The following is a 21,730-nucleotide window of genomic DNA, read 5'->3' on the forward strand; positions in this document are numbered from 1 at the left end:
GGGCGATACGCTGCCGGGGTGCTGGTCGTCTCCCGCTTCCGTGTGTCCGCTGCCGACGCCGACGCTTTCCGGCGGGACATCGAGGTCGCGCACGCGGCCCTCGCCGACCGGCCGGGCTACGAGCAGGGCACGCTCGGTCGCAACGTCGACGACCCCGAGCTGTGGGTGCTCGCCACCCGGTGGGAGCACGTCGGCGCCTACCGGCGCGCCCTGTCGTCGTACGACGTGAAGCTCCACGCCGTGCCCCTCCTGAGCCGGGCGCTCGACGAGCCGAGCGCCTACGAGGTGGTCGAGCCCGACACCGACCTCAATGTGGCCGAACCCCGCGCACTAGGCTGATCCCCCGATCGTCGTCCTGACCGGCAGCCAGCCGGCCAGCCCACCACCGAAGGACTCAGCTCGTGCCGAAAGCCGCTCCGACCGCCCTCGACAACGTCGTCTCGCTCGCCAAGCGTCGAGGTTTCGTCTACCCCTGCGGCGAGATCTACGGCGGCACGAAGTCGGCCTGGGACTACGGCCCGCTCGGTGTGGAGCTGAAGGAGAACATCAAGCGGCAGTGGTGGAAGTTCATGGTCACCCGTCGCGAGGACGTCGTCGGCCTCGACTCCAGCGTGATCCTGCCGACCCGCACCTGGGAGGCCTCGGGCCACCTCAAGACGTTCAGCGACCCGCTGACCGAGTGCCAGTCGTGCCACAAGCGGTTCCGCGAGGACCACCTGCAGGAGGACTTCGCAGCCAAGAAGGGCATCGACAACCCCGACGACGTCGACATCAACGAGTCGGTCGCCTGCCCCAACTGCGGCACGCGCGGCGCGTGGACCGAGCCGCGCAACTTCAACATGATGCTCAAGACCTACCTCGGCGTCATCGAGGACGAGTCCGGCCTCCACTACCTGCGGCCCGAGACCGCGCAGGGCATCTTCCTCAACTTCGCCAACATCGTGACCTCGAGCCGGCAGAAGCCGCCGTTCGGCATCGCCCAGATGGGCAAGAGCTTCCGCAACGAGATCACGCCCGGCAACTTCATCTTCCGCACCCGCGAGTTCGAGCAGATGGAGATGGAGTTCTTCGTCAAGCCGGGCGAGGACGACACGTGGTTCCAGTACTGGATCGAGGAGCGCACGCGCTGGTACGTCGACCTCGGCATCAACCCCGACAACCTGCGCCACTACGAGCACCCGACCGAGAAGCTGTCGCACTACTCGAAGGGCACGACCGACATCGAGTACCGCTTCGGGTTCTCGGGCCGTGACTTCGAGGAGCTCGAGGGCATCGCCAACCGCACGGACTTCGACCTCAAGCAGCACGCCGAGTTCTCCGGCAAGGACCTGTCGTACTACGACCAGGCCAACGACGAGCGCTACGTGCCCTACGTCATCGAGCCGGCGGCCGGTCTCACCCGCAGCCTGATGGCGTTCCTGATCGACGCCTACACCGAGGACGAGGCGCCCAACACCAAGGGCGGCGTCGACAAGCGGGTCGTGCTCAAGCTCGACCCGCGCCTCGCGCCGGTCAAGGTCGCGGTGCTGCCGCTGAGCCGCAACGCCGACCTCTCGCCCAAGGCGAAGGCGCTCTCGGCCGAGCTGCGCGAGAACTGGAACGTCGAGTTCGACGACTCCGGCGCCATCGGTCGTCGCTACCGCCGCCAGGACGAGATCGGGACCCCGTTCTGCGTGACCGTCGACTTCGAGACCCTGGAGGACGACGCCGTCACCGTGCGCGAGCGCGACACGATGAGCCAGGAGCGCGTCAGCCTCGACGGCATCAGCCGCTACTTCGCCGAGAAGCTCCTCGGCTGCTGATGCGCGCGGGCACAATGCCCTCATGCTGCGCGCCACGGTCCTGACCCTCGTCCTCGCGTGCGCCGTCGCGTCGTGCGCGTCGGACGACCCGGAACCGGACGCGGTCGCGATCCCGGACGCGTCCGACACCCCGACCGCCACGGCGGCGCCGACCGAGGTGGCCTTCGGCGAGGAGGCGACCGTGTCGTGGGCGCCGACGTCCGACCTCTCGGGCGAGCTGTCGATCCGGGTCGACCGGGTCCGCGAGGGCGACTTCCGCGACTTCCGGGGCCTCGTCGGCTCGGGCATCACGGCGGACAACCAGCCCTACTACGTCGACGTCGTGGTCACGAACGAGGGTGCGGCCGACCTCGGCGGGCTCGACGTGCCGCTCTACCTCGCTGACTCGGCCGAGCGCCTGAGCCCGCCATGGCGCTTCGCGTCGCCGTTCGGGCCCTGCGACTCCGGCCCGCTGCCCGATGCGTTCGCGACCGGAGACCAGGTGAAGACGTGCCTGGTGTTCTTCGCCTCGCCCGGCGCTGACGTCGAGTCGATCACCTTCCACCCCACCCTCGAGACGGCCCCCGTCACCTGGAGCGGCGACGTCGCGGTCCCCACGACCCCGAAGAAGCAGGGCAAGCGCCGCTAGGGCCACTCGATGTCGGCGTAGATCGCGGCGTGGTCGGAGGCCTGGTCGACGTCGCGGGTGAGGGTGTCGTACACCTCCCAGGCGGCCCGCGTGCGGGGCCCGCGGTAGACCCCCTTGCGGTAGACCCCGCCACCGGTGGCGAGCGCGAAGAGCGCGGGGGAGAGGAGGACGTAGTCGATCTTGTCCTTCTCGTTCCCGCTGCCCCAGGTGCCGCGACGCCCGTTCCACTCGAAGTCGGGGTGCTCGCTGATGTCGGTCAGGTCGGTGTCCTCGAGCAGCGCGTCGAGCGACCCGCCGCCCGCCCAGTCGTTGAGGTCGCCGACCACCGCGACGTGCTCGATCCCCTCGGCGCGCAGGCCCTCGTAGATCTCGGCCACGCGGGCGGCCTGCCGGGCCCGTCGGACGGCACCGACCGGGTCGCCGGGGCTGCCGTACCCCTTGGACTTGAGGTGGTTGACCAGCACGACGAGGCGCTGGCCGCCCGGCACCAGCAGGTGGTACTCCGCGCAGTCGCGGGAGAAGATCCGGCCCTCCGCGTCCGCGTCGAAGATGTGGGTGCGGATGTAGGTGACGCCGTGGCCGTCGCGGCACATCAGGCCCACGTCGATGCCCCGGTCGTCGTTGCCGTCGATCAGCAGCGCCTCGTCGTACGGCGAGGAGCCCACCTCGGCGAGGGCGGCCCGCGAGAAGAGCTCGAGCAGCGGGCGCGACTCGGCCTCCAGCACGCCGAGGACGTCGGCGCCGACGTCGCGCACGACCATGGCGGTGTGCGTGGTCGCGAGCTCGGTGACGCGCTCCGTCACCAGCTCGACCCAGCCGACCCAGTCGGAGCGCCCGGCGGCCACGAGCGTCGTCTCGCCGTCGCGGTGGCGGACCAGCAGCCGGCCCCGGACCTTGCGCAGGATCGCGAACCTGCTCGTGTCGGAGCGCAGCAGCCCCATCACCTCGAGCAGGTCCAGCATCTCGGCCTTGGTGTCGGTGTCGTAGACCGTGAGCTGCGCCAGCTCGTTGAAGCGGGCGTGCGCCGCGAGCACCGGCCGGCCCTCGTCCCAGTCGGCGTTGTTCATCGCGCGCGGGCGGTCGAACATGTTCTCCACGTTGAACGAGCCGATCCGCGTCCGGGCCACGGACCCACCAAAGCAGAGCGGCGCGGGTTTGGGGAGTGCCGTCCGGGCCGCGACAATGAGGACCATGTCCGCCTCGTCCGCCCTGACCCTCGGGTCGCTCACCGTCGAGACGCCGGTGGTGCTCGCGCCGATGGCCGGCATCACCAACGCCGCCTACCGCCGGCTGTGCGCCGAGCAGGGCGCCGGGCTCTACGTCTGCGAGATGATCACCAGCCGCGGCCTGGTCGAGGGCGACGAGACGACGCAGAAGATGCTGGTCTTCGACGAGCTCGAGTCCGTCCGGTCCGTCCAGCTGTACGGCACCGACCCGGTCTACGTCGGCAAGGCGGTGGAGATCCTCTGCGCCGACCACGGCGTGGCGCACGTCGACCTCAACTTCGGCTGCCCCGTCCCCAAGGTGACCCGCAAGGGCGGCGGTGGCGCGCTGCCGTGGAAGCGCGGGTTGCTGGCGGACATCCTCACGGCCGCCGTGGGTGCCGCAGCGGCGTACGACGTGCCGGTGACCATGAAGACGCGCAAGGGCCTCGACGACGACCACCTCACCTTCCTCGACGCCGGTCGGATCGCGCAGGAGACGGGTGCGGCCGCCATCGCGCTGCACGGACGGACCGTCGAGCAGGCCTACTCCGGCCAGGCCGACTGGGACGCGATCGGCGAGCTGGTCGAGGCCGTCGAGATCCCGGTGCTGGGCAACGGCGACATCTGGGAGGCCGCCGACGCGCTGCGCATGGTCGAGGAGACCGGCGTCGCGGGCGTGGTCGTCGGGCGTGGCTGCCTCGGTCGCCCGTGGCTGTTCCGCGACCTGGCCGCGGCGTTCGCCGGCGACGCGGTCGCGACGCTGCCCGACCTCGGCGAGGTCACGCGGATGATGCGCCGCCACGCCGAGCTCCTCAGCGAGCACATGGGGGAGGAGCGCGGCTGCAAGGAGTTCCGCAAGCACGTCACGTGGTACCTCAAGGGCTTCCCCGCGGGCGGGGAGCTGCGCAAGGCGCTGGCCCTGATCGACTCCCTCGCCACCCTCGACGTGCTGCTCGCCGAGCTCGACCACTCGGCTCCGTTCCCGACCGCCGAGCTGGGCACCCCTCGAGGCCGTCAGGGGGCTCCGCGCAAACGCGTCGTGCTGCCGGACGGCTGGCTCGACGACACCGACGGACGCGACCTGCACGTCCGCGAGGACGCCGCCGAGGTCACGGGCGGATAACGCTCCGGTCACGCCCCGGTGTCGGACTCGTGAGCGGAAACACCCGGTAACACTTGCCTGCGAATTGGGACAGGGACGAAAAGCTGTGTTTGACTCCTCAACTGTGTCCGGCGCTCGCCTTCCCCGCTTGAGTGCCTGACGCACACCCCCGACACCAGCAGCAAAGGATCAACGCTGTGGCTCAGCATCGCCACAAGCGGGAAACCAATGCCCGCCGCCCCAAGGCCATCCAGGTCGCAGCGCCCGTCGCCATCATGGCGACGGTGTCCGCCGTCAGCCTCGGAGTCCTGACCGCGACCCCCCGGACCGACGACTTCCTGGCCGCCTCGAGCGGCACCAGCGCGATCTCCAGCAGTGCCGGCAGCACCGCCCGCAGCGACGTCGTCTCCCGTTCCGCGTCCCGCCTGGCCGCCCGCAAGGACGCCAAGCGTGAGGACCGGCGTGAGGACCGGCGTGAGGCCAAGCAGGAGAAGAAGGCCACGCTGCGCGCCATCAAGGGCGCCGACACGAAGATGTGGACCACCACCGAGCTCAACCTGTGGGCCAGCGCCGATCCGGCGGCCGAGCAGGTCGGCGTCATCGACCCCGTCGAGAAGGTGCTGCTGACCGGTCGCCAGGACAACGGTCGCGCCGAGGTCGTCGTCGGCGGCCAGGCCCGCTGGGTGTCCACCGGCTACTTCGCCGAGGAGAAGCCTGAGTCCGGTCCCTCGCTCGGCGGCACCTGCACCAACGGCTCCGTGATCGACGCCGGCCACGCCGCGCTCTACGACATCCACGACGTCGTGTGCGCCAACTGGCCCGAGATCACGTCCTACGGCACGTGGCGCGGCGACGGCGAGCACGGCCAGGGCCGCGCGATCGACATCATGACCAGCGGCGAGACCGGGTGGGACGTCGCGGAGTTCCTCCGCGCCAACTACTCCTCGCTCGGCATCGAGTACATCATCTACTCCCAGCACATCTGGTCCGTCGAGCGCAGCGGCGAGGGCTGGCGCTCGATGTCCGACCGCGGCTCGACCACGGCCAACCACTACGACCACGTGCACGTCACGGTCTACTAGGGGCACCACTAGGCTCGCTGCTCGATGAGCATCGAGGACCTGTACGGCGAAGCCGACCGCGAGCGCCTGGTCGCGGAGCCACCCAAGCGGGTGGACGCGCCGGTGCGCACCGCGTTCGAGCGCGACCGCGCCCGGGTGGTGCACGCGGCCGCGTCCCGGCGCCTGGCCGCGAAGACCCAGGTCGTGGGTCCGCAGTCCGACGACTTCGTCCGCAACCGGCTCACGCACAGCCTGGAGGTCGCGCAGGTCGCTCGTGACCTCGCCCGCGCACTCGGCTGCCACCCCGACGTCACCGAGACCGCCGCGCTGGCGCACGACCTCGGCCACCCTCCGTTCGGCCACAACGGCGAGCGCGCGCTGGCCGGGCTCAGCCAGGACTGCGGCGGCTTCGAGGGCAACGCGCAGACCCTGCGGCTGCTGACGCGGCTCGAGGCCAAGACCTTCGGCGCGGACGGGTCGGTCGGGCTCAACCTCACCCGCGCCACGCTCGACGCCTGCACGAAGTACCCCTGGACCCGCGACCTCGCCGCCGACCCGGGCGGCGTGCACGCCGATGGCTCCCCGCGCTTCGTGGTGAAGTTCGGGGTCTACGACGACGACCGGCTGGTCTTCGACTGGCTCCGGCAGGGGATCGACGGCACCCGCAAGTGCCTTGAGGCGCAGGTGATGGACCTCGCCGACGACGTCGCCTACTCGGTGCACGACGTCGAGGACGGCATCGTCGCCGACCGGCTCGACCTGACCCGCCTCGACCTCGACGCGCTCTGGGAGACCGTGCGGGCGTGGTACCTCCCCGACAGCGACGACGCCGAGCTCGCCGCCGCCCTGGCCTCGATGCGCGGCCAGGAGAGCTGGCCGCGAGCGCCGTACGACGGGAGCCGGCGCTCGCTCGCGGCGATCAAGAACCTCACCAGCGACCTCGTCGGGCGCTTCTGCGGCAGCGTGCAGACGGCCACCTTCGCCGCCTCCGACGGCCCGTTCGTTCGCCATGCCGCCGACCTCGTCGTGCCGCGCGAGACCGAGATCGAGATCGGCATCCTCAAGGGGATCGCCGCCCACTACGTCATGCAGGCGCAGGACCGGGTCGACCTGATGGAGCGGCAGCGCTCACTGATGGCGGAGCTCTTCGAGGCGCTGTGGCGCCTCGGCCCCTCGGGACTCGACCCGTCGTTCATCGACGACTGGCAGGTCGCCCAGGACGATGCCGCCCGCCGGCGGGTGATCGTCGACCAGGTGGCGTCCTACACCGACGCGCGCGCCATCAACCGGCACGCCGAGCTCACCCGCTGACGCGCCGACGCCGGTCCGCGACGCTCAGGGCAGGTCGCCCTGGGGATAGGGGTTGTCCTGCAGTGCGACGTTGTCGGGGTTGAGCTGCGCCTCGAGGTCGTCGGTGCTGCTGCCGGACGGCTTGACCTTGTCGGCGACCGTGCTGGCGGCGGTGCCGGCCGCCGAGCTCACCTTGTCCTTGACCACGGGCGCCTGGGCCTTGGCGGTCTCGGCGGCCTGGTGGGCGGCGTCCTGGACGCGCGGGTCGTTCTTCACCTTGGTGGCCAGCCCGGCGATCTGGTCGTAGCGCTCGCGCCCGGCGCGCGCGCCGAGGACGTAGCCGATCCCGCCGACGGCGAGCAGCAGCAGCTTCTTCATGGGGGTCTCCTGTGGTGGTGGTTTCAGTGCGTACGGCGCAGGCGCCAGACGATCAGCACGACGGCCATCGCCGCCAGCGAACCCGCCGCGGCGAGGACCTCCGGCCGGGGCGAGCCGGTGTCGGTGGTGGCGCGGTCCTTCACCTCGGCCATCTTGTCCTGGGCACGCGACTTGACGTCGAGCTTGGCGCCGAGCTGGTCGACCGTGTGGGCCAGCTGCTCGCGCTGCGCCTCGATGTCGGCCTCGATCTCCTCCGGAGTCCTGGACTCAGCCATGGTGCTGCCCCTTCATCGTCGCGATGTCCTCCTTGATGCCCTCCACGGCCAGCTCGGGCTTGGCCGGGGTGGCGCCGGCGAGCTTGTTCCTGCCCACCAGCCCCGCCACGGCCGCCGCCGCCAGCAGCACGAGGGCCACGATGAGAGCGGCGAGCCAGGCGTCGACGACGTTGGCGAGTCCGAGGATGGCCGTGGTGATCAGGGTCGCCAGCGCGAAGAGCGCCAGCAGCCCGGCCGTCGAGAACATCCCGATGCCGACGCCGGCCGCCTTGCCCTTCTCGGCGACCTCGGCCTGGGCGAGCCGGATCTCGGACCGGATCAGCTCGGGGACCTGCGTGGTGAGCTGGTGGACCAGAGCCCCGAGAGTCGGGTCCGCAGCGTCGCGATCAGTCATGTCCTCCAACGTGTCACAGACCGCCAGCCCGCACGAGCCTGCCTCACCCCGCCGGGTGGGGGTGTGCGCCCGTAGACTCCGCGACGTGGCAGGCAGGATCCGCGAGGACGACATCGCCGAGGTGCGGGAGAAGGCGCGGATCGACGACGTCGTCTCCGGCTACGTCACCCTCCGCAAGGCCGGCGGCGGCTCGCTCAAGGGCCTGTGCCCCTTCCACGACGAGAAGTCCCCGTCGTTCCACGTCACGCCCTCGCGCGGGTTCTTCCACTGCTTCGGTTGCCAGGAGGGCGGCGACGTCATCGCCTTCCTGATGAAGATCGACGGCCTGACCTTCGGTGAGACGGTGGAGCGGCTCGCAGAGAAGTACGGCGTGCAGCTGCGGCGCGAGGACGGCGACGGTCCCTCCGAGCGCCCGCGGGGGCCGGCCCGGGGCCGCCTGATCGAGGCCAACAAGATCGCCCAGGAGTTCTACGCCGCCCAGCTGGAGTCCGTCGACGCGACGGCCGCGCGCGGGTTCCTCACCGAGCGCGGCTTCGACCAGGACGCCGCGACGACCTTCGGGCTCGGCTTCGCCCCCCGCAACGGCGAGGCGCTGCTCCGCCACCTGCGAGCGCGGGGGCTGAGCGACGAGGAGTCGGTGGCCGCGGGACTGGTCGCCATGGGGCGCTCGGCCTACGACCGCTTCCGCGGGCGCCTGCTGTGGCCCATCCGCGACGCCAGCGGCGACACCATCGGTTTCGGGGCGCGGCGGATCTTCGACGACGACAAGATCGAGGCGAAGTACCTCAACACCTCCGAGACGGCCATCTACAAGAAGAGCCAGGTGCTCTACGGCATCGACCTCGCGCGCCGCGACATGGCGCGGTCGTCGCAGGCCGTCGTGGTCGAGGGCTACACCGACGTCATGGCCTGCCACCTCTCCGGCGTGCCCACGGCGGTCGCGACGTGCGGCACCGCCTTCGGCGACGACCACGCGCGGGTGCTGCGCCGGTTCCTGCACGACCACGAGGAGTTCCGCGGCGAGGTCATCTTCACCTTCGACGGCGACGCGGCCGGGCAGGCGGCAGCGCTCAAGGCCTTCAACGGCGACCAGAACTTCGTCTCCCAGACCTACGTCGCGATCGAGCCCGACGGGCTCGACCCGTGCGACCTGCGGATCAAGAAGGGCGACGCAGCCGTGCGCGAGCTCGTGGCGAAGCGGCAGCCGCTCTACCGGTTCGTCCTCACCAACGTCGCCTCGAAGTACGACCTCGACCGGGCCGACGGCCGCATCGACGCCCTGCGCGAGGCGGCCGGCCTGGTCTCGAGCATCCGCGACAAGTCCAAGGTCGACGCGTTCGCCCGCGAGATCGCCGGGATGATCGGCGTCGAGGTCGACGACGCCCGCTCGGAGGTGCGCCGCGCAGCGGCCCGGGCCTCCCGCCCGGCCGCCGACCGGCGCGGCGGCGACCGCCGGCCCACCCAGCCGGACGCCGCGCCTGACCAGGCGGCCCCCCAGCGCCCGGCCGTGCCGAGCCTGCGCGACCCGCGCTTCGCGATCGAGCGCGAGACGCTCAAGATCGTCATCCAGCACCCGGCGTCGGTGGGGCGGGTGATCAACGGGGTCGGCCCCGACGACTTCAGCCACCCGACCTACCGCGGGGTGTGGGAGGCGATCGCGGGCGCCGGTGGCCCGGCAGCCGGCGTCGAGGACCAGGGCTGGAGCACCAAGGTCCGTTCGTCCGTGACCGACCCCGCCGTGTCGTCGGCCATCAGCGAGCTCGGCGTGGAGCCGGTCCTGACGCCCGACGCGCCCACTCCGACGTACGTCGCCATGCACGTCTACCGCCTCCAGGAGCTGACCACCATGCGACGCATCGCGGAGCTGAAGTCCCGGCTCCAGCGCACCAACCCCGTCGAGCACGCAGCGGCGTACAACAAGATGTTCGGTGAGCTGGTGGCGCTCGAGCAGCACCGTCGCAACCTGCGCGACCAGCAGATGAGGTCGCAGTGAGGCCGGTGCTGCGGCGCACCTCGTCGGGCATCGCGATCGGGGCGGGCGAGCGCGTGCTCGCCACCGCGGAGTCGACCGACGGGGTGCCGCTCGCCGGCACCCGCGACGCGTTCTACCTCGGGGGCGACCCGGTCACCCGTCTGCCGTGGGAGCTGGTCGAGACCGCCACCTGGGACCGTGACGAGGAGGTCTTCCGCATCGGTCTGGTCGCCGCGTGGGGCGAGGAGAAGGTCGTCCACGCCGTCCCGCTCGCCGAGCCCGGCCGGCTCCTCGAGCTCGTCCGCGAGCGCGTGACGGCGAGCATCGTCCTGCAGCGCCACGTGCCAGTGGCGGGCCGTCGTGGCGTGCGCGTGATCGGTCGCCGCCCACCGCGAGGCACCGGTGAGATCGCCTGGTTCTTCGAGTACGACGAGGGCGTCGACCCCGACGATCCGGACGTGCGTGAGGCCTCCGAGGCCGCCCTGGCTGCGGCCCGGGCCGACGTCGGCCTGTAGATCGCCCACTGATTTCTCACCCGCCGAGGGTGCTTGCTAAGGTTTCCCACCGCTGCACAAGCGATCCCCTGTAGCTCAACTGGCAGAGCATTCGGCTGTTAACCGGAGGGTTGTTGGTTCGAGTCCAACCGGGGGAGCCTGAGGAGGGCCCGACGTCATCGACGTCGGGCCCTTCGTCGTCCCCGACGCTCCCACGCACCCCAGCCGAGCATGACGACAGCCGCGGCCAGGAATCCGGCGAGGATGTCGATGACGTAGTGCTCGGCGTAGTAGACGAGGGCGAAGGACATCGCGAGCGGATAGCCGAGCACCACCCAGCGCCACGGGCTCCGCCAGTGGAGGACCGCGAAGGTGGCGACGAACAGGGCCAACGCGGCGTGCAACGAGGGCATGGCCGCCACCTGGTTGCCCACCGCCGAGAACTGCTCGTGGGCGCCGCCACCGGTGCCGCGCACGCTGCCACCCGAGTGCCCGAGGTCCCACCACCCGCGACCGGTGATGCGGTGGACATCAGGGGACAGGTGGCCGTCTCGGGCGGCCATCCACGGCGGCGCCATGGGGTAGACGATGTAGACGGCGAGGGCGAGCGCCGTCAGGGACACGTAGCGGCGCATGTAGCCGATCCACACGGCCCGGTCACGCACCCACAGCACGCCGCCGACGATGAGCGAGACGAAGAAGTGCGAGTAGTAGACCGTGGTGAGGACGACGTCGTACCACCGCGGCGCCGAGGACCGCTCGCACGGGGTCCCGCACAGGTGGGACTGGAGCCACTCCGTGGGCACGGTGCCCCTGAACAGCCACCGGTCGGCGGCGATCGGCTCGGTGACGTGCACGGAGACGAAGGTCAGGTCGTCGGACAGGCCGCGGCTGTAGAGGTAGACGACCAGCAGTGCGGCGATCGGCCACCAGTCGCGGAGGAAGGCGAGGTGGTCGCGCCACGGACGCCGCAGGTCCCATGCGACCCCGGCCAGCCACATCCAGCCGATCACGAACAGGGTCTGCTTGGGCAGACCGAACAGCGCGACCCATGTGGCCAGCGCCGCGAGGTAGGCGACGACGCCGGCCACGCGGATGCGTCGCGCGCGCGGCCGGCTCGTCGGCGGCTTCGTGAGCTGCTGGGTCACGAGGCCGCCCCTCGGGCACGGACGAGGTAGATCACCATGTCGTCGACCTCGGCGACGGCGCGGTAGTGACGCTCGAACGTGTCGAGCACCCGTCGGGCGGGGGTCAACCCCCACCCGGACAGCCCGGCACGACCGGCGACCACCCACGTCGGGCGGTCGGGGGAGGCGAGCACGCGGCCGAGCCGGAGGAGGTGGGGGTCGAGGACCCGCACGGGCAGGCTCCACAGCAGCGGGTAGGGGCTGTCCAGGCCGGCGCCGTACAGGATGTCGGGCTTGCCGAAGGCCACGACGGCGGTGTCACCACGGTGGGCATGGTCGTCGAGGTAGGCCGCCACGCGCTCCTTGGTCGGCACCGGGAAGAGCGCGACCACGACGAGCGCGACCGCGGTCACCGCGGTGGCCCATCCGAGCAGCCGCGTGCGCCACCTCCGCCAGGACGCCTGCGCCGCAGCCGGCCCGTCGGCGGCGACGGTCGTCAGGACGACCAGGCCCGGGACGATCCCGGTCAGGTAGTGCAGCCAGTAGCTGCCCCCGGCCGCCATCGCCACGACCTCCCAGGTCACGAGGACCACCGCCGCCAGACGGAGGTCCAGCCCGTCGGGGGTCGGGGCCCGCAGGAGGCGACGCGCTCCGAGGACGAGCAGGGCCAGGCCTCCGCTGACGGCCAGGACGAGGCCGAGGCGGGCCGCGCGCAACGGGGTCGCCCCGCTGGCCGCCGCGTCGATCACCCGGCCCGCGTCCACCCGGAAGACCACCACCGCCTCCCACAGGCCCGCCGGGTCGGTGCCCCGGGACGCGGCGTAGGCCAGCACCCCGGTGACCACGCCCGCGGCACCTGCGACGAGCGCAGCCGCGGCACGGAGCCGGCGCACGCCGGCGACGGGGACGAGCAGCAGCACGGCGGCCACGAGGAAGACGTCGACGAAGTTCTGCTTCACCAACGCGGCGCCGGCGGCCGCGGCGCCGGCCGCCGCCCACCACGCGGTGGCGCCGCGGCGACCGGGCCGGGCGCGCGCCTCGAGCAGCGCGGTCAGTCCCGACAACACCAGCGGCAGCGCCAGGAGCTCACCGTTGACCGCGCCCCTCCCGAAGAGCGGGTCGGCGAGGAACACCGTCGCGGTCGCGGCGCCGACGACCGGTGCCGTCCGGTCCGCGGGTGCCGCGAGCCGCCCGATGCGTGCGGCGAGGAGGACGGACACGACCACGGCCGTCATCCCGAGGAGGCGCAGCGCTGTCGTCCCGCCGCCGGCCGCCGCCAGCGAGAACAGGATGAGCAGCAGCGGCGGGCGGTCGACCCAGTAGTCGCCGTACAGCGAGCTGCCGTGGCTCCACTGTCGGGCGATCATCAGGTAGCCGGACTCGTCGGCCGTCGGGCCGATCCACAGCACCGGCAGCCACGCGAGCAGGGCCAGCAGCGCCAGCATCCCGACCGTCAGGGCGGGACGCGAGGTCAGGCGGGACGGCACCCCCCGATCCTGCCTCAGGGAGCCAATCGACCGGTTCAGTCGCCCCAGCCCAGGGAGTAGACCTCGAAGGGGGCCGCGAACGCGACGCCCAACGCGGCGCCTGTCTGACGGGCCATGCCCTCGAGGAACTCGCGCGGGTCCCAGTTCTCCCAGCCGAGGCCGTCGATGTAGGCGCGGTGTGCCTCGAGCGAGGCGACGCCGGCGTCGAAGGTGTCCGTGGTGTCCACGGCGTGCCTCGCCTCGGGCGAGCCGGCCGCCCAGACGGCCTTGACGCCGCCCCACGGCTCGAGGTCGCCCGTGAGCTGCTCGGGGAAGATCCAGCGGTTGCCGGCGTCGCGGGCCGCGTCCAGCACCGCGCGCCCGACCGCGATGTGGTCGGCCTGGTTGAGCGACGCGCCGCCCCACGAGTCGCGGAAGTTGCCGGTGATGACGACCTCGGGTCGGTGGCGCCGGATCACCTCGGCGAGGAGGCGACGGAGCGGGACGCCGTACTCCACGATGCCGTCGGGCTGGTGCAGGAACTCGACCTCGTCCACGCCGACCACCCGCGCCGACTCGACCTGCTCGGCCTCGCGGACCGTGCGGCACTCGTCGGGGTGCATCCCGTCGATGCCGGCCTCGCCGCTGGTCACCATGCAGTAGCCGACCTGCTTGCCCTGACCGGTCCACCGGGCCACCGCGGCGGCGGCCCCGAACTCGAGGTCGTCGGGATGGGCCACGATGCACAGGGCCCGGTCCCAGTCCTCGGGGAGTGCCTCGAACTTCGCTCGCTCGTCGCTCATGCCCCTGAGCATCGCGCAATCGGGTGGCGGCGGCCAGTGCCGCTCTGGTCGGATGGCCGCATGGAGATCAGCGAGATCGACGTCCACGACGAGGCCCAGCTCACGGCGTGGTTCGACGTGGAGGACACCTCGATCGCGCACGACCGGCCGCACGCGGTGAGCCGCACCTTCGAGGCGCTGGCCGTCCAGGTGCGGATCCCCAGCGACTACGGGCGCACCACGCTGCTCACGGCCACCGACGGCGACGAGGTCGTCGGCATCGCCGAGCTCGGCATCTCCCTCCAGGACAACCTGCACCTCGCGGAGCTGGAGATCACCGTCCGGCCCGAGCACCGTCGCCGGGGGATCGGTCGCGCGTTGTACGCCGAGGCGACGACCCGACGTCGCGCGGCCGGGCGCACCGGTGCCATCGGGGAGGTCAGCATCGTCGAGGACCAGGGACCGCTGGCCTTCGCGCGCGAGATGGGTGCCGAGTCCGTCCACGAGGAGGACCACCTCATGCTCGACCTGCCGCTCCCGCAGGACCACGTCGGTGCCCTCGTCGACCGGGCGTCCGCCTCGGCCGGCGGCTACGAGGTCGTCACCTGGCAGGACCGCTGCCCCGATGACCTGATCGAGGCCTACGCCGCCATGCGTACCCAGATGAACGCCGACGTCCCGACCGGCGAGCTCGATCTCGAGGCGGTCGTGATGACGCCCGAGCGGATCCGGGCGGGGGAGGAGCGGCTGTCGAGGTCGTACGACGTCGTGGTCGCCGCGGCCCGCCGGCCGGACGGCGTCATGGGTGGCTACTCCCTCCTCTACCTCGCCCACGGCACGGACCAGGTGATCCAGGACGACACCCTCGTCATGCCCGGGCACCGGGGGCACCGGCTCGGCCTCGCGCTCAAGCTGGCGACGTACGACGTGGTGCGGTCGGTGCACCCGGCGCGGACGACGATGCACACCTGGACCGATCCCGAGAACACCGCGATGCAGGCGACCAACCGCGCCTTCGGCTATCGCGCCGTCGAGCGCATGCACGAGGTGCAGGTCAAGGACTGACGCCAGTTGTGAAGCGAGTAGGTCGACTTACTCGTCTATGATGTCCTCATGAGGTCCTCCACCAGCATCAGCCGTCGCGGATTCCTCACCCTGGCCGCGGTCGTCGGCGGCGCGGCCGTCGTGCACCCGACCCTGGCCGTCGCCGCGACCGGGCCGATCCTCAAGCCGATCCCGCCCGAGTGGTTCGTGCCCTTCGGCACCAACGCGGAGATGCGCTGGGACTCGGTCGACCCGCGCACCTACCTGACCGCGCAGGAGCGGCTGTTCGTGCGCAACCACACCTCGACGCCGGTGATCGACGCGGCGACGTACGCCCTCAAGGTCTTCGGCGACGGGCTCGCGACCGCACGCACGGAGGCCGACGCACTGTCGTTCACGCTGGCGGACCTCCGCTCGCGCTGCCGCGCGAGCCTCACCTCTGTGCACGAGTGCACCGGCAACGGCCGCCGCTTCTTCGCCGACCAGCAGGGGACGCCTGCCTCCGGCACGGCGTGGTCGCTGGGAGCGGTGGGCACGGTGCGCTGGGAGGGCGTGTGGCTGCGTGACCTGCTCGCCTCCGTCGGGCTCGACCCGGACGCCCTCTCGATCCAGGCGACGGGCCTGGACGATCCGTACGTCACCGGCGGGGTCGACTACGGCCGCGTGCGCCGTCCCTTCCCGGTCGACAAGGCACTGGACGACGCCTTCCTCGCGTGGGGCGCCGACGGGGCCCCGCTGCTGCCCGACCACGGCTACCCGCTGCGGCTCGTCCTGCCCGGCTGGGTCGGCATCGCCAGCATCAAGTGGCTCGGCTCGCTCGAGGTGTCGACCTCGCAGCTGACCTCGCCGTGGAACACCAAGTGGTATCGCATGACCGGCGGCGCCTTCCCGGTCGACTCGCCCCCGCTCACCGTCAACCCGGTCCGCTCGGCGCTCGAGCTGGCGTGGGACGCGGCCATCCCGGCGCGCCCGACTCGGCTCACGGGTCGGTCGTGGAGCGGCGCCGCGCCCATCCGCCGCGTCGAGGTGAGCGTCGACGGCGGCCGGAGCTGGCGTCCGGCGGTGCTGGACCGGCGCGGGCGCGACGACCAGGGCTGGACGCAGTGGTCCTACCAGTGGGCCCGACCGCGGCCGGGTCGCCAGGAGGTGTGGGCGCGCGCGACCGACGAGGCGGGGCGCACCCAGCCGCTCGTCGCCGCCTACAACGACAACGGCTACTTCTTCGACGCCGTCGTGCGCCACCCCGTCCGCGTGGCCTGAGAGGCCCTGCGTCCGGCCACGCGGACATTGCGTAGGCTGCGCCCGATCAGGGGGCGGTAGCTCAGTCGGTCAGAGCAGAGGACTCATAATCCTTGGGTCGTGGGTTCGAGCCCCACCCGCCCTACGAGCGCAGCGCGGCCAGCGCGTCCAGGCTCTCGCCCAACGCCGCACGCAGGTCCTCCAGGAGCGCGTCAGGTGCGCGTACGGCGCCGCCGCGGGCCTGCTCCTCGAGGTCGCGAGCGACGTCGGCCATGCGACCGAACCCGATGTTCGCGGCGGTGCCGGCGAGCTTGTGGGCGGCGAACTGAAGGTCCTCGACCGTCCGCGCGTCCTCGATCGCCGTCACCATCGCGGGCCCGCCCGTCTCGAAGCGGCCGAGCACGCGCCCGAGGTAGTCGGCCCCGCCCAGGTCCTCGTCGGCCAGGAGCGCCAGGCGCGCGCGGTCGAGGACGGGCGGCCGCGTCGCCGGTGCCACCGCGGGCGGCTTGTCTCCCACCCAGCTCGCGAGGACGCGGGCCAGGTCCTCCCGGTCGACGGGCTTGGTCAGGAAGTCGTCCATGCCGGCGGACAGGCAGCGCTCCCGCTCACCCGCGACGGCGTTGGCGGTCATCGCGACGATCGGGATGCGGCTGCCGGCGGGCTCGGCCGACCGGATCCGCCGCGTCGTCGCGTAGCCGTCCAGGCGTGGCATCTGCACGTCCATCAGCACCAGGTCGAACGAATCACGACCGAGCAGCGCGACCGCCGCGAGCCCGTCGCTCGCCGTCTCGACCGAGTGGCCGAGCGAGTGCAGGAACCCCCTCGCCACCATCTGGTTGACCTCGTTGTCCTCGACGACGAGGACGCGCCGTGGGACCTGCGTCGTCGCCCTGACGGCGTCGGTCGACGGTGCGGCGTGACCCGCGTCCACCGGCGCGACCAGGCAGGTGAACCAGAACGTCGTGCCCCGGCCGACGACGCTGTCGAACTGCACCTCGCCACCCATCGCCTCGGCGAGGTCGCGCGAGATCGCGAGACCGAGGCCCGTGCCGCCGAAGACGCGCGAGGTCGAGGAGTCCGCCTGCTGGAACGGCGCGAAGACGTCCGCCGCGTCGCCGTCGATGCCGATCCCCGTGTCGACGACGCTGACCCGCAGACGGGTCGCCTCACCGACGGCCTCCGAGGAGACCACGACGTCCACCCGTCCCTCGTCGGTGAACTTCAGCGCGTTCGACAGCAGGTTGCCGCACACCTGGGCCAGCCGCGTCGGGTCGCCGCGGACGACGCGGTGGTCGAGGTCGTCGTACGACACCGAGAAGCCGAGCCCCTTGCCGTGGGCCGCCTCGCGCACCGGGTCGACGACCTGGTCCACGACCACGCGCACGTCGAACTCCACCTCCTCGAGGTCCAGCCGCCCGGCGTCGACCTTGCTGAAGTCGAGGACGTCGCTGACCAGCTCGAGCAGCAGGCGTCCGGACTGGCCGACGCCGGTGGCGAGCCGACGCTGCTCGTCGTCGAGGTCGGTGGCCAGCAGCAGCTCGTTGAGGCCGAGGACGCCGTTGAGCGGCGTGCGGATCTCGTGGCTGACCGTCGCCAGGAACTCCGACTTCTGCTGCGACTCGGCCACGGCGCTGTCGCGAGCCTCCGCGAAGGCCGCCTTCGCCCGTGTCAGCTCGTCACGCTCCTGTCGACGGCGTGAGAAGTCGCTGAGCCGCAGCAGGACGCACGGCTCGCCACTGGTCGGGTGCATCACCGCCTGCGAGCTCACCAGCACCCAGCGGCCGGTGCCGTCACGGCGCACGAGCAGGCTCTCCTCGTCATCCTGCTCCACCATGCCTGCGCGCAGCCGCTCCAGGTGCCCCCGGAACGACTCCTTGCCGCGGTCGTCCAGCACGTCGAAGACGCTCAGCCCACCCAGCTCGGAGACGCTGATGCCGTGCATCTCCGCGACCCTGGCGTTGGCGTAGACGGTGCGTCCGTCGAAGTCGATGAGCCACAGGCCGTCCGTCGAGGTCTCGACGAGGTGCTGGAAGAACGCGTCGGCGGAGGCGTGGTCGCCCCGCCTGAAGTCGGACAAGCCTCAGCCTTCGCCGGCGATGAGATATCCGCCGTCGACGCGCTCGAGCTGAAGGCGGACCGAGCCGCCGTCGCTCCCGCCGGAGACGGTGCGGTAGTCGACGTCGTACGACACGGTGAGGTCCTCAGCGTCCACGACGATGTTGCTCGGCGTCGCCGACGCGATCGTGCGCCAGAACCGGCTGTAGCCGGCGAAGCCGCCCGACTCGGCCTTGAAGTCGGCGGTGAGCATGGCGTACGTCGCTCGCCGGTCGGTCGTCACGGTGTCGAGGTAGGTGGTGATGAAGTCGCGGATCTCCTGGTCGGTGTCGACCGCCGGCGTGGTGGGGGAGTCGCTGGTCGTCTCGCTCGTCGGGGCGGCCGTGGGCTCCTCCTGCTTCGGCTCGTCGGCCGGGTCGTCGTCGGTGAGGGCGAGCACGAGCACGACCGCGAGCACCGCCGCACCGAGCGCCGCCAGCCAGGGCCACACCGCGCGACGTCTCGGCCGACCGTCGGGCTCCACGGGCGTGACCGGCTCCACCGGCGGGACCGGCGGGATCACCTCGGTCACCGGCGAGGTGTCGGAGGCAGGCGAGGGATCCGTGACGAGGGTGGTCGTCGACGTCACGCCCTCGGCGGCCGGGTCGAGGCGGATCTCGGCCAGCCGGTCGCGCACCCGCTCCATCGGCCACCGGTCCGACGGCTCACGGGCCATCGTCGCGCGCAGCAGCGTGTCGAAGGCGCCGGCGTCCGCGAGCCGCGGTGGCTCCTCGTGCACGATCTTGTAGAGCCCGCCGATCAGGTTGTCGCCGACGTCGTACGCCGCGTGGCCGGACAGCACGTGGAACAGCGTCGCGCCCAGCGACCACACGTCGCTGGCGGCGCTCGCACCCGATCCCGAGGCCACCTCCGGGGCGAGATAGGCGGGGGACCCGGTCACCAGGCCGGTCTGGGTCAGGCTTGCGTCCGCCGTGGACCGCGCGATGCCGAAGTCGGTGAGCTTGGCCTCGCCGCTGGTGCTCAGGAGGATGTTGGACGGCTTGACGTCGCGGTGGGTGATGCCGGCCGCGTGGGCGGAGGCGAGTGCGTCGGCGACCTGCCACATGACCTGCGCCGCGGCCGCGTGGTCCAGGGCCCCCTCGGCACGGATCCGGTCGGCGAGCGACTGCCCGTCGACGTACTCCATGACGAGCCAGTGCTGGTCCTGGTCCGCCACCAGGTCGAACACGGAGACCACGTGCGGGTGGTTGAGCATGGCGGCCAGCCGTGCCTCGCGCTCGGCACGTGCCAGGTCGGGTCCGGTCGCGCCGGGCAGCATGCCGATGCGCTTGATCGCGACCTCCCGGCCCAGCACCTCGTCGCGCGCGAGGTGGACCGAGCCCATCCCGCCGCGACCCAGCTCACGACCGAGCGAGTACCTGCCTGCGATCAACGTCCTGCTCATCCTCTCGGTCCGCGGTCCGGTGCATCGCCATGCTAGGTGGACGGCCGATCTGGCAGGCTGGTGCCGTCGGCAACGGCCGGCAGAACCCCACCGGAAGGACCAGCGTGTCGACCCCGAACGTCCTCGACGAACTCGAATGGCGCGGCCTCGTCGCCCACTCGACCGACCCGGCGGAGCTGCGCGACGCCCTGGGCGCCGGGAGCGTTCGCTTCTACGTCGGCTTCGACCCCACGGCACCGAGCCTGCACATGGGCAACCTGGTCCAGCTCGTCACCGCGCGTCGCCTCCAGGACGCCGGCCACACGCCGTACGTCCTCGTCGGCGGTGCCACCGGCATGATCGGCGACCCGAAGGACTCGGGGGAGCGCACGCTCAACAGCCTCGACACGGTCAAGGACTGGACCGATCGCGTACGCCGGCAGGTGTCGGGCTTCGTGAGCTTCGACGGCGACAACGCCGCGACCGTGGTCAACAACTACGACTGGACCGCGTCGATGTCGGTGATCGACTTCCTGCGCGACATCGGCAAGCACTTCCCGGTCAACCGGATGCTCGCCCGCGACACGGTGAAGCGACGGCTCGAGTCGGGCATCAGCTACACCGAGTTCTCCTACGTCCTGCTGCAGTCGATGGACTTCTTGTCGCTCAACAGGGAGCACGGCGTCACGCTCCAGTTCGGCGGGTCCGACCAGTGGGGCAACATCACCGGTGGCGCCGAGCTCATCCGGCGCGCGGGCGGGGGACAGGCACACGCCTTCGCCACCCCGCTGGTCACCAAGGCCGACGGCACGAAGTACGGCAAGACCGAGGGCGGGGCCCTGTGGCTCGACGCCGAGATGATGTCCCCCTACGCCTTCCACCAGTTCTGGCTCAACGTCGAGGACGAGAAGGTCGTGGAGATGCTCAAGATCTTCACCTTCCTGTCCCGCGAGGAGATCGAGGACCTGGCGGCCCAGACCACCGAGAAGCCCTTCCTGCGCGCGGCGCAGAAGCGGCTGGCCGACGAGGTCACCACGCTGGTGCACGGGGAGGGCGAGACGGAGCAGGCGAAGGCCGCGGCCGGCGCCCTGTTCGGCGGGGGCGACCTGACCTCGCTCAGCGCCGGCACCCTCGCGGCCGCCCTGGGGGAGGCCGGGACCACGTCCGTACGCCGCGACGCCCTGCCCGCCGTCCTCGACCTGTTCGTGGAGACAGGCCTGACCAAGAGCAAGGGCGAGGCGCGTCGCACGGTGGCCGAGGGGGGCGCGTACCTCAACAACGTGCGGGTCGAGGACCCCGAGCTCGTGGTCTCCGAGTCGGACCTGCTGGCCGGGTCCTGGCTGGTGCTGCGGCGGGGGAAGAAGAAGTTCGCCGGCGTCGAGGTGTCCTGACACGCTTGGCGCGGCGTGTCAGGACAGGCGGTTCCAGCCCTCTGACCTGCACAAACACTGAAACAGACGCCGACGTGGCCGCGGTCACACCGTTTCGATTTGCATGATCGTCGGCATGTGCCTAATGTTTCCTCCTGTCGCCGGGATGCGGCGGGAAGCAAGGCCAGAAGGCCGGGCTTCCGGCTCCCGAGTCGGCCACTCTCTCTCACCACGTCGAGCCTCACGGTTCGAGACGCTGAGAGGGGTGAGGTGCGAAAGGCCCAGGATTTGCTCCTGAGGAAACACACCTCATAACGTACGACCATCAAGCTGCTGCAGCGAAGTTCGCGAGAGCGAATCAGCACAGTGTGCGTCTGATGTTTGAGAACTCAACAGTGTGTCATAGTCGACGAATTAGTTTGATGCTTCCATCTTGTATGGGGGTTATGTTTTTTCCGACAATGATGATTCTTGACAGATGTTTTTTTGTCAGGGTTTGTTTTGTTGGGGTTGGATTTTTCATTTTTCGATGGAGAGTTTGATCCTGGCTCAGGACGAACGCTGGCGGCGTGCTTAACACATGCAAGTCGAGCGGAAAGGCCACTTCGGTGGTACTCGAGCGG

At 71.3% G+C, this 21,730-nt stretch carries 20 protein-coding genes, 2 tRNA genes and 1 rRNA gene; 14 read left to right on the plus strand and 9 right to left on the minus strand.

Features of this window, described 5'->3' with window-relative positions; genetic code table 11:
- Window positions 1-18 precede the first annotated feature (18 nt).
- The 3 genes from C7S10_RS15125 to C7S10_RS15135 all read left to right on the plus strand — a co-directional run bounded on the left by C7S10_RS15125 (window position 19) and on the right by C7S10_RS15135 (window position 2,430).
- A complete protein-coding gene (locus tag C7S10_RS15125) occupies window positions 19-339 on the plus strand; it encodes an antibiotic biosynthesis monooxygenase family protein (protein ID WP_108345257.1) in 321 nt (106 codons plus the stop codon).
- Between the two features lie 62 nt (window positions 340-401).
- Window positions 402-1,802 (plus strand): glycine--tRNA ligase, encoded by a 1,401-nt coding sequence (locus tag C7S10_RS15130; RefSeq protein WP_108345258.1) that lies wholly within the window; start codon window positions 402-404, stop codon window positions 1,800-1,802.
- A 22-nt stretch (window positions 1,803-1,824) separates the two neighbouring features.
- Window positions 1,825-2,430: a hypothetical protein gene (locus C7S10_RS15135; protein ID WP_108345259.1), complete on the plus strand. Its 606-nt coding sequence runs from the start codon at window positions 1,825-1,827 to the stop codon at window positions 2,428-2,430.
- Here C7S10_RS15135 and C7S10_RS22285 read toward each other — a convergent pair.
- On the minus strand, window positions 2,427-3,557 hold the full coding sequence (locus C7S10_RS22285; protein ID WP_207769392.1) for an endonuclease/exonuclease/phosphatase family protein: 1,131 nt from the start codon (window positions 3,555-3,557) through the stop codon (window positions 2,427-2,429). The genes C7S10_RS15135 and C7S10_RS22285 overlap by 4 nt on opposite strands.
- Window positions 3,558-3,621: 64 nt before the next feature.
- Between C7S10_RS22285 and dusB the strand changes: the two genes are divergently transcribed.
- The 3 genes from dusB to C7S10_RS15155 all read left to right on the plus strand — a co-directional run bounded on the left by dusB (window position 3,622) and on the right by C7S10_RS15155 (window position 7,109).
- A complete protein-coding gene (dusB, locus tag C7S10_RS15145; protein ID WP_423802717.1) occupies window positions 3,622-4,758 on the plus strand; it encodes a tRNA dihydrouridine synthase DusB in 1,137 nt (378 codons plus the stop codon).
- A gap of 176 nt (window positions 4,759-4,934) precedes the next feature.
- Window positions 4,935-5,819 (plus strand): VldE C-terminal domain-containing protein, encoded by an 885-nt coding sequence (locus C7S10_RS15150; protein ID WP_108345261.1) that lies wholly within the window; start codon window positions 4,935-4,937, stop codon window positions 5,817-5,819.
- A gap of 24 nt (window positions 5,820-5,843) precedes the next feature.
- On the plus strand, window positions 5,844-7,109 hold the full coding sequence (locus C7S10_RS15155) for a deoxyguanosinetriphosphate triphosphohydrolase (RefSeq protein ID WP_108345262.1): 1,266 nt from the start codon (window positions 5,844-5,846) through the stop codon (window positions 7,107-7,109).
- A gap of 24 nt (window positions 7,110-7,133) precedes the next feature.
- Here C7S10_RS15155 and C7S10_RS15160 read toward each other — a convergent pair whose 3' ends face one another.
- Genes C7S10_RS15160 through C7S10_RS15170 form a run of 3 tightly spaced genes read right to left on the minus strand, consistent with a single transcriptional unit; the run spans window position 7,134 to window position 8,135 of the window.
- Window positions 7,134-7,466, minus strand: a complete 333-nt coding sequence (locus C7S10_RS15160) for a hypothetical protein (RefSeq protein WP_207769393.1) — start codon at window positions 7,464-7,466, stop codon at window positions 7,134-7,136.
- 23 nt (window positions 7,467-7,489) lie between these two features.
- Entirely contained in the window at window positions 7,490-7,741 is a 252-nt protein-coding gene (locus tag C7S10_RS15165) for a DUF3618 domain-containing protein (RefSeq protein WP_108345263.1), read from the minus strand.
- Entirely contained in the window at window positions 7,734-8,135 is a 402-nt protein-coding gene (locus C7S10_RS15170) for a phage holin family protein (RefSeq protein WP_108345264.1), read from the minus strand. The genes C7S10_RS15165 and C7S10_RS15170 overlap by 8 nt, the downstream gene beginning before the upstream one ends.
- Before the next feature lie 85 nt (window positions 8,136-8,220).
- Here C7S10_RS15170 and dnaG point away from each other — a divergent pair, with 85 nt between their 5' ends.
- From dnaG to C7S10_RS15185, 3 genes are all read left to right on the plus strand, one after another.
- The gene (gene dnaG, locus C7S10_RS15175) at window positions 8,221-10,128 is read left to right on the plus strand and encodes a DNA primase (RefSeq protein WP_108345265.1); all 1,908 of its coding nucleotides are present in this window, start codon (window positions 8,221-8,223) and stop codon (window positions 10,126-10,128) included.
- Window positions 10,125-10,622 carry a hypothetical protein gene (locus C7S10_RS15180; protein WP_207769394.1) on the plus strand — a complete coding sequence of 166 codons (498 nt, stop codon included), beginning with the start codon at window positions 10,125-10,127 and terminating at the stop codon, window positions 10,620-10,622. Before dnaG ends, C7S10_RS15180 begins: the two co-directional genes overlap by 4 nt.
- Before the next feature lie 64 nt (window positions 10,623-10,686).
- Window positions 10,687-10,759 (plus strand) — tRNA-Asn (locus C7S10_RS15185).
- An 18-nt stretch (window positions 10,760-10,777) separates the two neighbouring features.
- Here the strand turns inward: C7S10_RS15185 and C7S10_RS15190 are convergent.
- Genes C7S10_RS15190 through C7S10_RS15200 form a run of 3 tightly spaced genes read right to left on the minus strand, consistent with a single transcriptional unit; the run spans window position 10,778 to window position 13,997 of the window.
- The gene (locus C7S10_RS15190) at window positions 10,778-11,749 is read right to left on the minus strand and encodes a phosphatase PAP2 family protein (protein ID WP_108345266.1); all 972 of its coding nucleotides are present in this window, start codon (window positions 11,747-11,749) and stop codon (window positions 10,778-10,780) included.
- Window positions 11,746-13,215 (minus strand): hypothetical protein, encoded by a 1,470-nt coding sequence (locus C7S10_RS15195; RefSeq protein ID WP_108345267.1) that lies wholly within the window; start codon window positions 13,213-13,215, stop codon window positions 11,746-11,748. Before C7S10_RS15195 ends, C7S10_RS15190 begins: the two co-directional genes overlap by 4 nt.
- Window positions 13,216-13,250: 35 nt before the next feature.
- Window positions 13,251-13,997, minus strand: coding sequence for a PIG-L deacetylase family protein (locus C7S10_RS15200; protein ID WP_243395399.1), 747 nt, complete (start codon window positions 13,995-13,997; stop codon window positions 13,251-13,253).
- Between the two features lie 60 nt (window positions 13,998-14,057).
- On the opposite strand from C7S10_RS15200, the gene C7S10_RS15205 reads away from it, so the two are divergent.
- From C7S10_RS15205 to C7S10_RS15215, 3 genes are all read left to right on the plus strand, one after another.
- Window positions 14,058-15,041 (plus strand): GNAT family N-acetyltransferase, encoded by a 984-nt coding sequence (locus tag C7S10_RS15205; protein WP_165807164.1) that lies wholly within the window; start codon window positions 14,058-14,060, stop codon window positions 15,039-15,041.
- Between the two features lie 48 nt (window positions 15,042-15,089).
- Window positions 15,090-16,280, plus strand: coding sequence for a molybdopterin-dependent oxidoreductase (locus C7S10_RS15210; RefSeq protein ID WP_108345269.1), 1,191 nt, complete (start codon window positions 15,090-15,092; stop codon window positions 16,278-16,280).
- A 50-nt stretch (window positions 16,281-16,330) separates the two neighbouring features.
- Window positions 16,331-16,404: transfer RNA gene (locus tag C7S10_RS15215), tRNA-Ile, on the plus strand.
- On the opposite strand, the gene C7S10_RS15220 is transcribed toward C7S10_RS15215, so the two are convergent.
- Both C7S10_RS15220 and C7S10_RS15225 read right to left on the minus strand, forming a co-directional pair.
- Entirely contained in the window at window positions 16,402-18,336 is a 1,935-nt protein-coding gene (locus C7S10_RS15220) for an ATP-binding protein (RefSeq protein WP_108345270.1), read from the minus strand. The genes C7S10_RS15215 and C7S10_RS15220 overlap by 3 nt on opposite strands.
- Window positions 18,337-18,339: 3 nt before the next feature.
- A complete protein-coding gene (locus tag C7S10_RS15225; RefSeq protein ID WP_165807165.1) occupies window positions 18,340-19,746 on the minus strand; it encodes a serine/threonine-protein kinase in 1,407 nt (468 codons plus the stop codon).
- 116 nt (window positions 19,747-19,862) lie between these two features.
- Here C7S10_RS15225 and tyrS point away from each other — a divergent pair, with 116 nt between their 5' ends.
- Together tyrS and C7S10_RS15235 are read left to right on the plus strand one after the other, a co-directional pair.
- Entirely contained in the window at window positions 19,863-21,128 is a 1,266-nt protein-coding gene (gene tyrS / locus C7S10_RS15230) for a tyrosine--tRNA ligase (protein ID WP_243395400.1), read from the plus strand.
- Between the two features lie 505 nt (window positions 21,129-21,633).
- Window positions 21,634-21,730: ribosomal RNA gene (locus tag C7S10_RS15235) — 16S ribosomal RNA — on the plus strand; the annotation flags it as partial.

Origin of the sequence: Nocardioides currus (assembly GCF_003057875.1) — a bacterium.
In the GTDB taxonomy this organism is placed as follows: domain Bacteria; phylum Actinomycetota; class Actinomycetes; order Propionibacteriales; family Nocardioidaceae; genus Nocardioides; species Nocardioides currus.